Raw genomic sequence first — 17,690 nt, 5'->3', positions numbered from 1 at the left:
AAGTTGTTATATAAAAGTGAAAATGTGGATTTGTTTCCTTATTCAGATGTGCAAAGGAGATGTAAAGACAGAAGTGAAGTTAGTCATATAGTGTTTTCTTAGTAAATCACTTATTTTTTTCGGAAAGTGAGGTTGTTTTTAACTTAGTAAGGAGGGATGAAAAACAAAAAAATAGCTATATGAAATTAAAGGTTAAAAGACTACCTTTGCACCAAATTACACACAACAACACAAAGTACTTTAGCACATGTATAAAAGCATAATAAAGCCTATTCTTTTTAGGTTTGACCCGGAGAAGGTACACCATTTTACTTTTGGTGCTCTTAAATTTTTTAATGCCATTCCAGGTATATCCGCGCTGATTCGCGCCAATTGTCAGGTTAATGATCCTCGATTAGAACGAGAAGTTTTTGGACTAAAGTTTAAGAATCCTGTGGGACTTGCAGCGGGATTAGATAAAGATGCGAAATTGTATAGTGAGTTAGAGAATTTTGGTTTTGGTTTTATTGAAATAGGAACGTTGACTCCCAAAGGGCAACCTGGAAATCCTACTAAGCGATTATTTCGACTAAAAGAGGATGGAGGTCTGATTAATAGGATGGGATTTAATAACGGAGGGATAGAAGAGGCAATAGAACGTCTAAAGAAGAACAAAGGAACGCTGATAGGAGGGAACATTGGTAAGAATAAAGTGACCCCAAATGAACAAGCAAATGAAGATTATGAGATCTGTTTTGAGGCGTTGTTTCCTTATGTAGATTATTTTGTTGTGAATGTGAGTTCTCCTAATACACCTAATTTACGTGCCTTACAGGATAAAGAACCACTGAAGGCACTACTTCATGGCTTACAAGTTAAAAATAATCAGAAAGAGGCTCCTAAGCCTATTTTATTAAAAATAGCACCAGACTTAACAGATGATCAGTTATTAGACATTATAGAGATTGTCACAGAAACAAAAATAGCTGGAGTAATTGCAACAAATACGACTATTGGAAGAGAGAATCTAAAGTCTGTAAACCAATCAGAAACAGGTGGTCTAAGTGGAAAGCCTTTGACTAAACGAAGTACTGAGGTTATCCGCTTTTTATCAGAAAAGAGCAATCGCGCTTTTCCTATTATAGGAGTAGGAGGGATTCACTCGGCTGAGGATGCTATAGAAAAATTAGAAGCAGGTGCAAGTCTGATTCAATTGTATACTGGTTTTATTTATGAGGGACCAAGTTTGATCAAGAAAATCAATAAAAAAATATTATCGCAATCATAACAAACTAAATACATCAAAAACAAACTATGTCAACAGAAGTTCTTTATACTTTTTTTATAACTTGTTTTTTATTGATAATTACGCCTGGACCAGACTTACTTTATGTTGTTTCTCAAAGTATCACAAGGGGGAAGAAATACGGTTATGCTGTAGTTATTGGTCAAATGGGAGGATTATTATTTCATTTATCTCTATTTGCCTTTGGAGTTTCAGCTTTGATTATTAATTCAGCTTTTGCTTTAAAAGCAGTTAAGATATTTGGAGCTCTTTATTTATTTTGGTTGTCTTATAAGGTGTACCAAGAAGAAAATGTTATTACGATAGATGATAGCCCTACAACTAAGAGTGATAAGAGTTTTATGGGGTTTGTGAGAAAGGGGTTATTTATGAATATTCTTAACCCAAAGGTCATGATGTTCTTTTTAGCTCTATTTCCAGGATTTATTAGTGAAGCTGCTGGAAATATAAAGCAACAGGTATTTGTACTGGGGAGCGTATTTATAACAGAGGCATTAGTTATCTTTTTGATCATTTGTACGATTGCTGCTCAGTTGACAGAGTTTATGAAGAACAACAAGATTATAAATGTCTTTTTGAAATGGTTACAAATTATAATTTTCTCGGGATTAGGAGTTTTTCTACTTGTGAGTTAGTTTTGAAAATAATAAAAAAGAGGCTCGTTATTCTAAATAACGAGCCTCTTTTTTATTTATCTATTTCAAATTCAGTTAACTAATGAAGTAAATTATTTGTATTCAATTTCAAATAATTCATTTTGTGAATTATCAAGTTTTCATCTATATTTGAAACACTATGAAACCAAAAGTAAAAATAATAGAATGTCCTCGTGATGCCATGCAAGGTATCAAGATGTTTATTCCGACTGAGAAAAAAGCACAATATATTCAAGCTCTTCTTAGAGTTGGATACGATACGATTGATTTTGGAAGCTTTGTTTCGCCTAAAGCGATTCCACAGATGCAAGATACTGCGGAATTATTAGGTCAATTGGATTTGAGTAGGACACAGAGTAAGCTTTTGGCTATCATAGCAAATACAAGAGGTGCTGAACAAGCAGCTCAATTCAATGAAATACAGTATTTAGGTTTTCCGTTTTCTATTTCGGAGAACTTTCAGATGCGAAATACGCATAAGACAATAGCAGAATCTATTGTGACTTTAGATGAGATATTAAATGTAGCGACCAAGAGCAATAAAGAAGTAGTAGCTTACTTGTCTATGGGATTTGGAAATCCTTATGGAGATCCGTGGAATGTAGAGATTGTTGGAGAATGGACAGAAAGATTGGCAAAGATGGGAGTGAAAATACTCTCTTTATCTGATACTGTAGGGAGCTCAACTCCAGAGGTGATAGATTATTTGTTTAGTAATTTGATTAAAGCATATCCTGATATTGAATTTGGAGCTCACTTACACACGACCTTAGATTCATGGTATGAGAAGGTAGATGCTGCTTATAAGGCAGGATGTTTGCGTTTTGACGGAGCAATTAAAGGATATGGAGGATGTCCAATGGCAAAAGATGATTTGACAGGGAATATGCCTACAGAGCGATTGCTAAGTTATTTTACAGCTAATAAGGTAGATACGAATTTGAGTGCTATGTCATTTGAGAGCGCTTACAACGAAGCGTTAAAAATATTTAATTTTTACCATTAAGTTTTTTAGTTTAATCAAAAAAAGCTAAATTCGCGTGCAATTCAATTACAATTGCACATGAAAGCACACACAACTAAAATCATCGGTCAAGGTTTAACTTACGATGACGTATTATTAGTTCCCAACTATTCTGAAGTATTACCTCGCGAGGTAAGTTTAAAATCAAAATTTTCAAGAAACATTACTTTAAACGTTCCTGTAGTGTCTGCGGCTATGGATACTGTAACGGAAAGTGAAATGGCTATCGCTATGGCTCGTGAAGGAGGAATCGGAGTGATTCACAAGAACATGACAGCGGAAGAACAGGCAAAAGAAGTAAGAAAGGTAAAAAGAGCAGAGTCTGGTATGATTATCGATCCTGTAACCCTTCCTATGTCTGCTACTGTAGGTGATGCGAAAAAAGCTATGGCTGAATTTGGTATTGGAGGTATTCCAATCGTTGATTCAGAAGGGTATCTAAAGGGAATTATAACTAATAGAGATATGCGTTTCGAGAAACAAAACGAACGCGCTATCACTGAGGTTATGACAAAAGAAAATCTTGTAACTGCAGCAGAAGGGACAACATTGGCTCAAGCAGAAGAAATTCTTCAAGAGAAAAAGATTGAGAAATTACCAGTTGTTAATGCTGATAATAAATTAGTAGGTTTAATCACTTTTAGAGATATCACTAAACTTACTTTAAAGCCTAATGCGAACAAAGATAAGTTTGGTAGACTACGTGTAGCTGCTGCTTTAGGAGTAACTGCTGATGCTGTAGACAGAGCTAAATTGTTGGTACAGGCAGGTGTAGATGCTTTAATCATTGATACGGCTCACGGACACTCACAAGGAGTAGTAGGGGTATTAAAAGAAGTTAAGAAAGCTTTTCCAGAAATAGATGTTGTGGTAGGTAATATTGCGACGCCAGAAGCTGCTTTATTTTTAGTTGAGGCAGGTGCTGATGCTGTGAAAGTGGGAATAGGACCTGGGTCTATTTGTACAACTCGCGTTGTTGCAGGTGTTGGGTTTCCTCAGTTTTCTGCGATTATGGAAGTAGCAGCAGCTCTAAAGGGAACTGGAATTCCTGTTATTGGGGATGGTGGACTTCGCTATACAGGTGATATTCCTAAGGCAATTGGTGCAGGAGCAGACTGTGTAATGTTAGGATCTATGTTGGCAGGTACTAAAGAGTCTCCTGGAGAAACAATTATTTTCGAAGGAAGAAAGTTCAAAGCCTACCGCGGAATGGGATCTGTTGCTGCAATGAAACAAGGTTCTAAAGACAGATATTTCCAAGATGTGGAAGACGATGTAAAAAAACTTGTACCTGAAGGAATCGAAGGTAGAGTGCCTTATAAAGGAGAATTAAACGAGAGTATGTTACAGTTCATAGGAGGTCTAAGAGCAGGGATGGGCTACTGTGGAGCAAAGGATATACCTACCTTGCAAGAGGTAGCGAGATTTGTTCAGTTAACAGCTTCTGGTATTGGAGAGAGTCACCCTCACAATATCACGATTACTAAATCTGCACCTAACTATTCTAGATAATAATTAGTTTACAGTTGATGGTTCACTGTTAACAGTAGAAATAATAAAATAACAAAAGGCTATTTCGAGAGAAATAGCCTTTTGTTATTTTATATAAGTTCTGCTTACCTCATGACGTAAGCGCAGAGTCATAATTCTTAATTAAAAATTATGCTTTTACAGCATCAACTAAACGTCTGATTTTAATATTTAATACCACATAAGTAAGAGATACAAATGGGGAAATGATATTAAAGAATGCATAAGGCGCATAAGTCATTGTATCAATACCTAATACCCCTGAGTGATAAGCTCCACAGGTATTCCATGGAATTAGCACCGATGTCACTGTCCCTGAATCTTCTAAAGTTCTACTTAAGTTCTCAGGTGCAAGTCCTTTATCTTTATAAGCTTTAGAGAACATTTTTCCAGGGATTACTAATGATAGGTATTGCTCAGAAGCAGTTAGGTTTACCACTACACAGCTTGCCATTGTACTTGCGAATAGCCCAAAAACTGACTTAGCTATACTTAATAATGTTTGTGTTATTTTCTTTAAAGCTCCGATAGCTTCCATTGCTCCACCAAAGAACATTGCACAGATAATTAACCATACTGTATTTAACATACTTTTCATTCCTCCTGCTTCAAATAAGCTATTTAAGCTTTCCATGGGAGATAGAATAGCAATATCTGTAGTAATGGCATTCATAATTCCTTTATAGGCTGTAACTGGTGTTAATGTAGTTCCTTCTCCTACAAAGGCTACTATATCTGGCTGGAAGAATAGAGCAAATACAGCACCTAGTAAGGTTCCCAGTAATAAAGCAAGGATTGGTTTCATCTTTTTTAATATTGCTCCAATTACAATCACAGGAACTAAGAATAACCAAGGTGTGATATTGAATGTTTGATCAATGGCTTGCAATGAAGCAGACATATCTATTGTATCAGGTACATCAAGATTAAAGCTGATGATGATAAATATAATTAGTGTTACTACATAGGTAGGGATAGTGGTGAACATCATGTACCTTATATGAGTAAATAAATCTGTACCAGCCATAGCAGATGCTAAATTAGTAGTGTCTGATAGGGGAGATAATTTATCTCCAAAGTATGCTCCTGAGATTACAGCACCTCCAATTAGTGCAAGTTCTATTCCCATTGCATTACCTATACCTACTAGTGCAATACCTACAGTGGCAGATGTGGTCCAAGAGCTACCAGTTGCTAAGGCAATAATGGAACAGATAATCACTGTTGCAGGGAGAAAGATATGTGGCTCGAGGATTTGTAATCCATAGTATATCATCGTAGGGATAATACCACTTAATAACCAAGTACCCGATAAGGCTCCTACCAGCAATAGAATATAGATTGCTCGTGTGGTTTCTCTTACGTTCTTGGTTATTTTTTTGATAATATCTTCGTAATCAACTTTGTTGTATAATCCTACTCCAATTGCTATTAATCCTCCGATTAATAATACAAATTGGTTTGATCCAGCGAGAGCCGAGCTTCCAAAGACAAAAACGTTGATACCTAAGAGAATGATAAGTATTACCATTGGGATTAACGATTGCAGGAGTGTAACTGGTTTTCCCTTGGATTTTTTATGTGATTTCATATATTGTTGTGGGTTATAATTTTTTTCAATATATGAAAATATGTTAAGTAACTTCTTATTTGGAAACGTTAAAATAAGGAATGAGTAGTGTTTGGTCGTTTATGATGAAGAATGTGTATTTTATAGGTGTTTGATTTTTAATGCATTGTGTTGCTAATTGCTTTTGTAGTACATGTTTTTTTGATTGTGTCATTTGTAATTGATTTTGTAAATTGATAAAATGGAATAATAAGAAAGGGGGACTATGCAGTCCCCCTTTTCATTATTTTAATCTTAGAAGAAGTTACTTCTTAAGGTATTTTACTGTTAAAATGCCATAAGCATTTTTCATTTTATCCATACTTAAGTCCATTCTATAGCTAAGTGTCATTGTAGTCTTGGTAACATTTACTATTGTTCTATCGTGGTATTTTTCATTGTCAAGCACGATTGTTGTCTTGTTAATTAGTTCACCTTCAACAATAGTTTCTTTATTAGATTTTGCAATATCTTTTAATGTTGCCTTATTACCTTCAATGATGAATGTTTCTTCTTTAGTCGGATCTTCTCCAAAAGGGATTTTATCATATGTGTATTCCACACCTTCAGGACTTGCGTGAAAAGGCTTTCCATTTTCATCAAAAGCAGCATAAGTCAATGTAGAAGATTCCCAAGTACCTTCTGGTGATTCCATTTCAGATCTTACAGGTGTGTTGTCATCACTCGAACAAGCTGTAAAAGCGATTGAAGTACTTACAAATAGTACTAAAGCCATTATTTTCTTCATGTAAATTGAATTTGTTATTAATTTATATTGTTGATAGAGTATGTCTTAAAAGCCTTTTACGCTTTTATTATAGATTTTATCTTTGTCTTCTTTAGAAAGGTCTTTTCTGTATTGGAATAATGCCGCTTCCCAATCTCCATAACCAGTATTTGGTAATACGATGAATTTTTTACCAAACTGCTCTCTATTGTTTTTTACATTTTCAATGCGTTCAGCTTGTGGTTTTTTATCCCAAAGAGTTGAGAAGTCAGATAAGTTATCACCTAAAAGCATTACGATCTCATGTGTTTCACTTAACTTTTGACGTCTTGTTTCTTTACTTGACTCAGCAGTTCTAACGATTACGTGTTCTTCATCTGCAAAAGGGTAATTGTATTTCACCAAGTTTTTCATTGTACCTGGTTTGTCATTTTGATTTCTATTTGTAATATAGAAAATCTCAACTCCTTTTGAAGCAGCATAGTTAAAGAATTCTTGACTACCTAATAAAGGAATAGCCTCCCCTTTAGAAGTCCAATCAGTCCAAGTTGTTTGGTCATAAGATTTTCCTTCACGAGCAGTTTTTACAGCATAAGGAGAGTTGTCTAAGAAAGTTTCATCAATATCTGTTACAATAGCAATAGGTTTGTCGTGATTCTCTTGTAAAATTAAATCTAATTGTAAGGTAGCAATGTTAAATGCTTGTGCGCAAAGAGCTTGATATTCAGCAGCATTTTGTTGAAAAACAGCAGCATATAATTTTCCATTTACTTCGATGTTGTTTAGTACATTGTCGTTTGTAGCTACAACTGATTGAGGAACTGATTTACAAGCTGTTAATGTTGCGAATGCTAGTCCTGCGATTAGGAAAGATCTTTTAAGCATAATTCTATGTTTTAACTGTTATAAGTATACAAAATTACAACTTTATATTTGATTAGAGCTATTCTGTTTGATATAGAACTTTTTAGTATAAGTATATAAAGATAAAAGCCATCTATTAATCATAGATGGCTTTTATTTTATTGATAATGAATTATTTAATCTCAGCTACTTTCTCGTCAAATAAGTCTGCTACCGACCAATATCTTTCTCCTGTATCATAATTAAACGTCAAAATAGTAGCACCTTTTTCTATTTCTGGTAATTTTTTGGCAATAGCTGCCAATGAAGTTCCCGTTGAAACACCAGCCAAAATACCTTCTTGACTTGCTATTTTGTTGGTGTATTCGTATGCTTCTTCTTTGTCGATTGTAATGATACCATCAAAAAGAGTAGTATTGACTACTTTTGGAATAAATCCAGCTCCAATTCCCTGTAATGGGTGAGGACCAGGCTGACCTCCACTTAAGACAGGAGAGTTAGCAGGCTCTACGGCAAATACCTTCATTTTAGGAAACTTCTCCTTTAATACTTCTGCTACCCCAGTAATATGTCCACCAGTACCAACACCTGTAATCAGATAATCAATTCCTTCAGGGAAATCATTAGCAATTTCTAAAGCTGTAGTGCGTTTGTGAATTTCAGGGTTCGCTAAGTTATTGAATTGCTGAGGTACCCAAGCATTGTCTATTTGTTCTGCCAATTCAGTTGCTTTTGAAACTGATCCTGCTGTACCTAATTCTTTAGGTGTTAAGACAAATTTGGCACCATAAGCAGCCATTAACTTACGTCTTTCTATACTCATTGATTCAGGCATAACTAAGATCAGTTTATACCCTTTTACAGCACAAACCATGGCAAGTCCCACACCTGTATTTCCAGAGGTAGGTTCGATGATTGTGGTATTTTTATTTATCAATCCTTTTTGTTCGGCGTCTTCAATCATAGCTAAAGCGATACGATCTTTTAAGCTTCCACCAGGATTTTGTTTTTCTAGTTTAATCCAAACATTTACATCATTGGGAAACAGTTTGTTGATTTTAATGTGGGGAGTGTTTCCAATCGCCTCCAATACGCTGTTTATTTTCATATTCTTTTTTTTTTAGGTTATATTACAAAATTGATAGGTTCTGGGTATATATCTTGGTCTTTAGAATAGCTCTTACTTTTACTGTAGATAATTGAATTAGGTTTAACGCTCTTGGTTAACCAAACGTTACCTCCAATAACAGTATCGTGTCCGATAGTTGTTTCTCCCCCAAGGATAGTTGCCCCAGAATAAATAATGACATTATCTTCGATATAAGGATGTCTACGTGTATTAGCTTTGTCTTTAGATACAGAAATAGCTCCTAAAGTTACTCCTTGGTATATTTTGACATTATTGCCAATAACACATGTTTCTCCAATCACAATGCCAGTTCCATGATCTATACAAAAACTACTGCCTATTGATGCAGCAGGGTGAATGTCAATACCTGTTTTGTTATGAGCATATTCTGTCCAAATACGAGGTAATAACTTAACCTGTTGTCTATGGAGCTGATGTGCAAAGCGATAAATCGCAATAGCATAAAAACCTGGATAAGCTATGTATACTTCTTGTAAGCAAGTAGCAGCTGGGTCGTTATTTAAAATTGCCTGAGCATCTGTTCGAAGAACAAAATAGATACTTGGCAATGCTTCAAAGAAATCACTGGCTATCTTATTAGATTTATCGATATCGTTATTTATATTAAATACAATAGAAATCAGTTCATTCTTTAGGATAGTTAATCGGATATTGATAGCTTGCTCTGAAGTATATTTTTTATCTTCTAATTGAAATAAAAAGTGAAAAAGTGAATCCGTAAATTGTTCAATTCGCTTTTTATCTAAGAAAGATTGAGAACTCTCATTCTGATGTAGTAATTCTTTTATAAAGTTTGTTTGCATTAAAAATTATTGAATTAATCTTTTCTGTTTATGTTACTTGTTGACTTATTCTATATTTAGAATATAAATCAAATATTAATCATGAAGTGTAAAATTAAAAATATAATAAGTGTTATGCGGCTTTTTAACATTCAATAACACAAAAATACCATGAATATGGTAGTTTGTAAAATTCTCATTTTGGAGGTGAATGTCTGATTAGATATCAAGCGGCTTCTATAGTAGCTCTTGTTTTGTTTTGTTTTTAAATTGTTAAAAATAAATAAACAGGTATTATTTGAATAATATAAAATTGATGTGTTTTTATTAAAAAATCAGCAAATACAAGGGGCTTAATAGTTTCGGAGGTTTATTGTAAATGTTTGTCATTGAGATACTTGATGTAGGAGTATCTATTTTGGATAACAATTGTTAAAAAAAGTAAGCTTCTTGTTGAATGTACGTCAAATATTGTACATTTGTCATGACTATTAAATACGAAGGCGAAGTATTATTAGTTCAACACAGTGCAAAATGTGTAGTTTTCAGGAATAGATTTTTTATTTTCAATTTCTTTTGAGCTGGCTACTTATAAGGGATTTGGTTTTGTTGTTTTGTTGTTCTATTTCATGAATTAAAAAACGAATCACATATTTTTGCTAAAAAATTAAAGGTCACTAGTTTTTAAATTAGTGACCTTTTATTTTATATGTAATTTACTTTTTTAGGGTAATATTAGTCAATCCTATATGATTTCAAGTTTCTTCTGTAGTTGTCCATCAAATCGGACTTAGCTATATAACCAATGTATTTTTTGTCTTTTTGGACAATTAAAAAGCTGAGTTTATTAGAGTCAAAGGCATCCATAAAAATCTTTGTGCTATCTTGATAAGACATCACTACTGCTGGTTCAATAAGGTCATTGATTGGGGTGAACTTAGTCTGAAAAGTACTGAAGATAATAGGTCTTACCTTGTCTAACTGAATAATTCCAATAACCTTTTCTTCACTGTCAAGTATGGGAATAAAAGTTTGGTTTGTAGATGAGAAAACAGAAACTATATCACTTGTTTGATGAGCTGTAGTTAAGGTTTTTATATCGTCTTTAATTAGGTTCTGAGGATTAATTGTTGTTAGGATATTGAAATCTTTATCAGACGTAAATACTAAACCACTAGTAGCAATTGACTTAATATCCATAGAGTATTTTTCCATGTGTTTTGAGATTGCAAAACTGATAGAAGATACTATCAGTAAAGGAACCATTAGTCCGTATCCTCCAGTAATCTCTGCAATCAAGAAAATTGCAGTTAGCGGAGCGTGAAATAAGCCACTAATTACTGCAGCCATTCCAACTACTGTAAAGTTTTGAATCGGAATATCTTTCATCCCCATCATTACTAAAAGTTTTGATAAAGCAAAACCCAAATAAGATCCAACAAATAGTGATGGAGCAAAGTTTCCTCCATTACCACCACTCCCCATAGTTAAACCTACGGCAAAAGTTTTGACTAATGCAGCACCAGCTACAAATAGTAATAAAACCCATTCGCTACTGCTAAAGCCGCTTAATAAGGTATTGTTTAGGATATCTTGTGGTGTATCACTTGTTAGTATTTTAATACTGTTGTATCCTTCTCCAAAAAGAGTTGGAAAAAGAAAAATAAGGCAAGCTAATAAACAAGCGCCAAATAAGGCCCTCCTATAGATGTGATTACTCCACTTCGAGATATACTTTTCTGTTTTTCTAAACATTCTCGCATGATACACACAGAAAAAGCCTGATAATATACCTAATAGAACATAATAGAATGTGTTTCCTGTATCAAAGACTAATTGGTTTTTGAAAGAAAGTAAAATGTCTTCTTTTATGATTAAGTTCGAAACAATTGTTCCAGTTGCAGAAGCAATCATAATAGGAATAAAAGCAGTAACTGATAAATCTACGATGATGATTTCAATTGCAAATAATACACCAGCAATTGGAGCATTAAATGCCGCTGATATCCCAGCAGCTACTCCACAGGCAAGTAATAGTGTTCTATCTTTGTAATTTAGCTTGTAGTTTTGAGCATAGTTTGAACCAAATGCTGCTCCAGTGATGGCAATAGGGGATTCTAATCCTAATGAACCACCCATACCTACAGTAAGTGAACTGGTAATTATCTGAGAATACATTTGCTTACGTGGCATTATTCCCGATTTTTTTGCTACAGCTATCATAATCTGGTAAGTCCCTTTCTCTATACTACCATTCAAGAATTTCTTGATGACAAATACAGTTAGTAATATCCCGATAATAGGTAAAATACTATTTGTATAAGGCAGGTGTGAAATATTGTCAATATAGGTCGCAAATTCAAGTACTGTGTGAGCAAAGTATTTTAGTATTATCACTGCAATAGCTGAAGAAGCTCCTACAATAACACAAGATAAATACATAAACTGTCTTTCAGAAAGTATAGACTTTAAAAAGAATAAAATGCCTTCGGCATATTTAAAACTTTGGTGTAAATAATACTTTATGCGACGCTTGTTGATTAGTTTCATAATGCAAAAATAATTCAAAAATCAAACTATTATCAAAAAAGATACTAAAAATAAAAGAATATCCTAAGTAAGTAGAGGGTTATTATTTTGTTGTGAGATTTACTTGAATGGCGTATTCTGTAATATGTTGCTGTAGTTCTTCAAAAAAAGCAGTAAACTGTTGTTGAAAAATGTCATAGTTATCCACTAATTCTTCAGTAGCATAGCTCATTTGTGATATTCCTTTTGTCCTTCTGTCCATCTGAGTCAAAATATACTTTAAACCGTCAATTGTCTTATATTTTAAAAGCCAATTTTCTCTGATCATAATTGGTAAGAAATTTTGTACTCGAGTTGGTAGTACATCGAAATTCTGTTCTAATAATTGGTAGAAATCATTTGCGTAAGTTTCTAAAGGAGTAGTGTGATATACATCCCAGTTTAAAGCTAAGAAGTGATCGTAATACATATCGATAAGCACTGCTGCATAGTGATTGTATCTCGGAACTACAATTCGCTTGCTCGTTCTCCATATCGGATGAAAATCTGTAAATTCATCAATCTCTCTGTGAAGTAGTATTCCCTTTTGAATTGGGATAGGGTAATCTAAATAAGATTTACCTCTAACACTATCAGCTATAAAATTACCTATTTTTAAAAAATCATTATCAAGTGATAAATATATATGCGCTAAAAAATTCATAAGTGCTTTTTTATACAAACAAGAAGGCTTTTAAAGAGTAATAAAAGAGGTCTTTTTTGTTATTTATTCTATCTTTGCGGTAAACAAAAATAGGAAACTTATGACTTTAATAAAATCTATTTCTGGTATTAGAGGTACAATAGGAGGAAAAGTTGGTGATAATTTAACGCCAATCGATGCAGTTAAGTTTGCCTCAGCGTATGGAACGTTTTTAAAGAAGAATTCAAATAAAGAAAAATTAACTGTTGTTATTGGTAGAGATGCTCGAATCTCTGGACCAATGATTCACAATTTGGTGACACATACATTGATTGGACTTGGAATTGATGTAATTGATTTGGGACTTTCTACAACGCCTACAGTAGAAGTAGCAGTACCTTTAGAAAAGGCTGATGGAGGTATTATCCTAACAGCTTCTCATAATCCTAAACAGTGGAATGCACTGAAGTTATTGAATGCAAAAGGTGAATTTTTGAATGGTGAAGAGGGTGCTTTAATCATTGAATTAGCAGAGAAAGAAACTTATGACTTTGCAGATGTAGATAGTTTAGGAACAATTACTCCAAAAGAGGGGTATATGGATATCCACATTGATGAAGTGTTGAAATTGAAATTAGTCGATGTTGAGGCGATTAAAAAACGCAAGTTTAAAGTTGTAGTAGACGCTGTTAATTCGTCAGGAGGAATTATTGTTCCTGCACTTTTAGAAAGATTAGGTGTTGAAGTAGTAAAGTTATATTGCGAACCAAATGGACATTTTCCTCATAACCCTGAACCATTAAAAGAGCACTTAACTGATATTTGTGAATTAGTAAAGAAAGAGAAAGCAGATTTCGGTGTTGTTGTTGATCCAGATGTAGATAGATTAGCTTTTATTTCTAATGATGGAGAAATGTTTGGAGAGGAATATACGCTTGTTGCAGTAGCTGATTATGTGTTAAGTCAAACGCCAGGAAATACAGTTTCAAATTTATCTTCTTCTCGCGCTTTGAGAGATGTGACTAAGGCAAGAGGAGGGCAATATGCCGCTTCAGCAGTAGGTGAAGTAAATGTTGTAGCTTTGATGAAAGAAACAAGTGCAGTGATTGGAGGCGAAGGAAATGGAGGTATTATTTATCCTGAAATTCACTATGGACGTGACTCAATTGTAGGGGTAGCTTTATTTTTAACGCATTTGGCTAAAATGGATAAAACTGTAGCTGAGTTAAGAGCGTCTTACCCATCTTATTTTATGAGTAAAAATAAGATAGAATTAACTCCAAAGTTGAATGTGGATATGATCCTTGAACAAATCGCAGAGAACTATAGTAATCAGGAAATATCAACAGTAGATGGAGTGAAGATTGACTTTCCAACAAGCTGGGTACACTTGAGAAAATCAAATACAGAACCTATTATACGCATTTATACTGAGGCACCAACCCAAGAGGATGCAGATGGATTAGCAATGCGCATGATGGAAGAATTAAAAGTAATAGCAGGGATTTAGTTCCTTTGCTTATAGATACAAAAGAAGGGAATTACAAGTCTGTAATTCCCTTTTTGTATTTCCTAAGTAAGCACTATTCATATTTTCTGAATATTCCCTCTTGAAATGCTGTCCAATAACAGCTTTTCATCTTGGCTTTTTTAAGTCCCTTATTCGCCCATGTATTGCAAGTGTTCAAGAAACTATATTTTCCATTAGCAACATAGAAAGAGTCGTTTTGTCCGTATACTTTATCTGTAACAATTACAATCGGCCTACTGGTATCTTTATCTATCTTAGTTGACGATAAAATGAAGTCGATCAAGTGTTTATACTGTTCCTCTGATATCTTAATTTCTCTTGTATGTTCTCCTATTTGAATGGAGTTATAATATGTGATGTGTATTGCTGTTGAACCTAATCCAAAAGCGGCATTTAAGGCTATTTTTGGTTTGACATTATTCCAATCTTCAACATCGAGAAAGAAACCTTTATCACCCCAGCCTATGGCGATGTAATTTTGGTTGTGATTTTGTCCTTTCGTATCCGTAATTGGATATATCTGATTCCAATCGATTTGCTTTGATTTAATTGGAAAAACATAATCAGTATGCATGCCATTTGTGTGAATATACATTGTTATACTTTTTGTGCCACTTTGTTCTTTATTCACTGTAATGCTTGATAGTAATCTTGCAAATAATAAGTACAATAGGACAATGCAAATGAATCCCATTAAAAAATAGGCGATATACTTTAAACTTAATTTCAGATATTTCATCTTCTTGTTTGTATAGGAGCTAAAAAAAGCTGTTTACAAGTATAAATAAACAGCTTTTTTTTAATATTTGAATATGTAATCTTTTAATTACTTTATGTTTTTCGGTTTTTTACCTTGGTGTTTCCATCTTTTATGAGTCCAGAAGTAATAAGCAGGTGCTTTTCGAATAGTTTGCTCTACTTTACCTAAAAAGCGATGCATAATTTCATAGTTAGGAACATCTTTAATGTTTTCACCCTCTTCTAACAGCGGAATGAATGTGGCTTGATAATGTCCTCTTTTGATATATTCAACTTCAAGATACATGGGGATCATATTGAATTTTTTGCACAGAGCTTCACCTCCAGTATAGATAGGAACTTCAATACCCATAAATTCTTGCCAACAGTTTGTTTGACTAATCATAGGCGATTGATCACTTATAAAGGCATATACTCCGTGGTTCTTATCTAATTCGTTTTTGCGTGTCACTTTTATTGTCTCCTTCATTTCGATAAGGACTGTGTCAAATCGCATACGAATCTTCTTGATAAGTTTGTTGAAGTAGGGATTGTTTATTTTCTTATAAACGGCGTACCCTTGGAATTTTATGAATTTATCTAAGATGATTATCCATTCCCAATTAGCATAATGCGCACAAAAAAGCATAATACTTCTACCTTGTTTTTCTATTTCTAAGATTGTATCAAGATTTGTAAAAGAGAAGCGTTTCTTAAGCTCTTTCTCGGAAATAGTAAATGTCTTTATCATTTCTAAGAAAATATCACAAAGGTGTCTAAAAGACTCTTTTTCTACTTGTTTTACTTCTTTATCACTTAGCTCTGGCATAGTCATTTTGATGTTTGCACGTACTGTTTTTTTGCGATATCCCACGATTCTATAAAGTAGAATATAAAAACAGTCAGATACAAAATAAAAAACAGGAAAAGGCAACTTTGAAATTAACCAAAGTAGGGGATAAGCTATAATGTATATAAAGAATTTCATATTTGAATATTTATGCAAAGATACTTCTTTCGTCTATTTTCGGCAAAAAATGATTGCGCTTACAAAAGTATGTTTATTTTTATCTCAAATTTTACTTTTTCAAAATATGATGGATATTTCACCAGTAGTTTTAGCTATAATGGCTATTACGGGTATAGTCACTTACAAGGGGCTAAATGATTTTAATTTCTTTTACAAGTATTGTTTTGACATAGATGCAGTACGTGCAGGCGAAAAGCAAAGGATACTGACTTCGGGTTTTTTACATGTAGACTGGATGCACTTTATATTCAATATGATGACACTCTACTTTTTTGGTGATTATTTAATGCAGAATGTAGGTGTTGTGTTTTTTATATTAATCTATTTTGTAAGTATGATAGTAGGAAATCTCATAACATATCAAATGTATCAACACAAGGCGGGCTATCGTGCTGTAGGTGCTTCAGGAGCTATCATGGGGGTACTATATGCCAGTATTATGATTAACCCAGATATGATGTTAGGTATCTTTTTTATCATTCCTATACCAAGTTATTTGTTTGCTATTTTGTATTTGTTATACTCTGTTTATGGGATGAGACAGCAAAACGACAACATTGGGCATTCTGCTCATATTGGAGGAGCAATAGCAGGTCTGCTATTGATATTGTTAAAGTTTCCGATCTTAATTCAACAAAACTTATTGCTAATAGGTTTGATGTTAGTTCCTATAATACTGTTGTTTATCTTGTTTAAGAAGGGAAAACTATAGCCTAATAGATGTTAATTTTCAATAGGAGAAACTCGTAAATAGAAAGCTTTTAAATATATTTGTTTATATCAGAAAAAGAAAAAATATGAAAAGAGTATCAATATTATTAGGTGCAGCATTGTTAGCTACAACAGCTACATTTGCACAGACAAGTTATACATCTCCAATAACTCCGCAAATACAGGTAAACGGAACAGGTAAAGTATCTGTAGTTCCAGATAAGGCAGTGATACGTTTGGGTGTTGAGAATAAATCAAGCGATGCAGCTTCAGTTAAGAAAATTAACGATCAGAGTATTGCTAAAGTTTTGAAGTATCTTAAAAGCTTGAAAATTGAAGACAAGTATATTCAAACACAACGTGTAAGTTTATATCAGTCAAGAGATTATGAGGAGAAAAAAGATTACTATAATGCCAGTCAAGTGATCAGTATCACTTTAACTGATATTACAAAATACGAGGAGTTAATCGTAGGGGTAATGGAAGCAGGTGTGAACAAGATTGAAGGGGTAGAGTTTCAATCCTCTAAAATTGCTACTTATGAAGCAGAAGCAAGAGCTTTAGCAGTAAAAGAAGCAAAACAAAAAGCTACTGATTATGCGAATGCATTAGGACAGAAAGTAGGTAAAGCTATTTTAGTGTCAGATGGAGGAGGTTATGCTCCACCAGTTGTAAGACCAATGTATTTAATGAAAGGTACTGCCGACTCAATGGATCAAACTTTAGCAGTTGGTGAAATTGAAGTCACATCAGGTGTTTCTATTAGTTTTTCTTTAGATTAAAAAGAATAGAAGTTATAAAGTAAAAAGAGGCTGTCTAAAAAGCCTAAAAAACAAAACCCC

General features: G+C 33.7%; 16 protein-coding genes. 7 read left to right on the top strand and 9 right to left on the bottom strand.

Annotation, left to right across the window (positions count from 1 at the left end; translation table 11 throughout):
- Positions 1-247: 247 nt before the first annotated feature.
- The 4 genes from GJV76_RS10690 to guaB all read left to right on the top strand — a co-directional run bounded on the left by GJV76_RS10690 (position 248) and on the right by guaB (position 4,477).
- A complete protein-coding gene (locus GJV76_RS10690) occupies positions 248-1,267 on the top strand; it encodes a quinone-dependent dihydroorotate dehydrogenase (protein ID WP_155092609.1) in 1,020 nt (339 codons plus the stop codon).
- A gap of 26 nt (positions 1,268-1,293) precedes the next feature.
- On the top strand, positions 1,294-1,920 hold the full coding sequence (locus tag GJV76_RS10685; protein ID WP_155092608.1) for a LysE family translocator: 627 nt from the start codon (positions 1,294-1,296) through the stop codon (positions 1,918-1,920).
- Positions 1,921-2,080: 160 nt separating this feature from the next.
- Positions 2,081-2,947: a hydroxymethylglutaryl-CoA lyase gene (locus GJV76_RS10680; RefSeq protein ID WP_155092607.1), complete on the top strand. Its 867-nt coding sequence runs from the start codon at positions 2,081-2,083 to the stop codon at positions 2,945-2,947.
- 57 nt (positions 2,948-3,004) lie between these two features.
- On the top strand, positions 3,005-4,477 hold the full coding sequence (gene guaB, locus GJV76_RS10675) for an IMP dehydrogenase (protein WP_155092606.1): 1,473 nt from the start codon (positions 3,005-3,007) through the stop codon (positions 4,475-4,477).
- Positions 4,478-4,625: 148 nt separating this feature from the next.
- Here the strand turns inward: guaB and nhaC are convergent, their stop codons facing one another.
- The 7 genes from nhaC to GJV76_RS10640 form a co-directional block, all read right to left on the bottom strand.
- The gene (gene nhaC, locus GJV76_RS10670) at positions 4,626-6,086 is read right to left on the bottom strand and encodes a Na+/H+ antiporter NhaC (RefSeq protein ID WP_155092605.1); all 1,461 of its coding nucleotides are present in this window, start codon (positions 6,084-6,086) and stop codon (positions 4,626-4,628) included.
- A 283-nt stretch (positions 6,087-6,369) separates the two neighbouring features.
- Complete coding sequence (locus tag GJV76_RS10665; RefSeq protein WP_155092604.1) at positions 6,370-6,852, bottom strand: hypothetical protein; 483 nt, start codon at positions 6,850-6,852, stop codon at positions 6,370-6,372.
- A 45-nt stretch (positions 6,853-6,897) separates the two neighbouring features.
- Positions 6,898-7,716, bottom strand: a complete 819-nt coding sequence (locus tag GJV76_RS10660; RefSeq protein ID WP_155092603.1) for a 5'-nucleotidase, lipoprotein e(P4) family — start codon at positions 7,714-7,716, stop codon at positions 6,898-6,900.
- A gap of 151 nt (positions 7,717-7,867) precedes the next feature.
- Positions 7,868-8,803 carry a cysteine synthase A gene (gene cysK / locus GJV76_RS10655; RefSeq protein ID WP_155092602.1) on the bottom strand — a complete coding sequence of 312 codons (936 nt, stop codon included), beginning with the start codon at positions 8,801-8,803 and terminating at the stop codon, positions 7,868-7,870.
- A 17-nt stretch (positions 8,804-8,820) separates the two neighbouring features.
- Entirely contained in the window at positions 8,821-9,648 is an 828-nt protein-coding gene (locus GJV76_RS10650) for a serine O-acetyltransferase (protein WP_155092601.1), read from the bottom strand.
- A gap of 714 nt (positions 9,649-10,362) precedes the next feature.
- On the bottom strand, positions 10,363-12,177 hold the full coding sequence (locus GJV76_RS10645) for a chloride channel protein (RefSeq protein WP_155092600.1): 1,815 nt from the start codon (positions 12,175-12,177) through the stop codon (positions 10,363-10,365).
- 82 nt (positions 12,178-12,259) lie between these two features.
- Positions 12,260-12,859, bottom strand: coding sequence for an acyl carrier protein phosphodiesterase (locus tag GJV76_RS10640; RefSeq protein ID WP_155092599.1), 600 nt, complete (start codon positions 12,857-12,859; stop codon positions 12,260-12,262).
- A gap of 100 nt (positions 12,860-12,959) precedes the next feature.
- Between GJV76_RS10640 and glmM the strand changes: the two genes are divergently transcribed.
- On the top strand, positions 12,960-14,348 hold the full coding sequence (gene glmM, locus GJV76_RS10635; protein ID WP_155092598.1) for a phosphoglucosamine mutase: 1,389 nt from the start codon (positions 12,960-12,962) through the stop codon (positions 14,346-14,348).
- A gap of 73 nt (positions 14,349-14,421) precedes the next feature.
- On the opposite strand, the gene GJV76_RS10630 is transcribed toward glmM, so the two are convergent.
- Both GJV76_RS10630 and GJV76_RS10625 read right to left on the bottom strand, forming a co-directional pair.
- Entirely contained in the window at positions 14,422-15,108 is a 687-nt protein-coding gene (locus GJV76_RS10630) for a TIGR02117 family protein (protein ID WP_155092597.1), read from the bottom strand.
- 87 nt (positions 15,109-15,195) lie between these two features.
- Entirely contained in the window at positions 15,196-16,095 is a 900-nt protein-coding gene (locus GJV76_RS10625) for a lysophospholipid acyltransferase family protein (RefSeq protein ID WP_155092596.1), read from the bottom strand.
- Positions 16,096-16,204: 109 nt separating this feature from the next.
- Between GJV76_RS10625 and GJV76_RS10620 the strand changes: the two genes are divergently transcribed.
- Entirely contained in the window at positions 16,205-16,849 is a 645-nt protein-coding gene (locus GJV76_RS10620) for a rhomboid family intramembrane serine protease (RefSeq protein WP_155092637.1), read from the top strand.
- An 85-nt stretch (positions 16,850-16,934) separates the two neighbouring features.
- Positions 16,935-17,630 (top strand): SIMPL domain-containing protein, encoded by a 696-nt coding sequence (locus GJV76_RS10615; protein ID WP_155092595.1) that lies wholly within the window; start codon positions 16,935-16,937, stop codon positions 17,628-17,630.
- Positions 17,631-17,690: the final 60 nt, after the last annotated feature.

Source organism: Myroides albus (assembly GCF_009711045.1).
Taxonomy (GTDB): Bacteria; Bacteroidota; Bacteroidia; order Flavobacteriales; family Flavobacteriaceae; genus Flavobacterium; species Flavobacterium album_A.
Note: the sequence above shows the minus strand (reverse complement) of the source record. Positions and strands in the feature narration are given on the sequence as shown.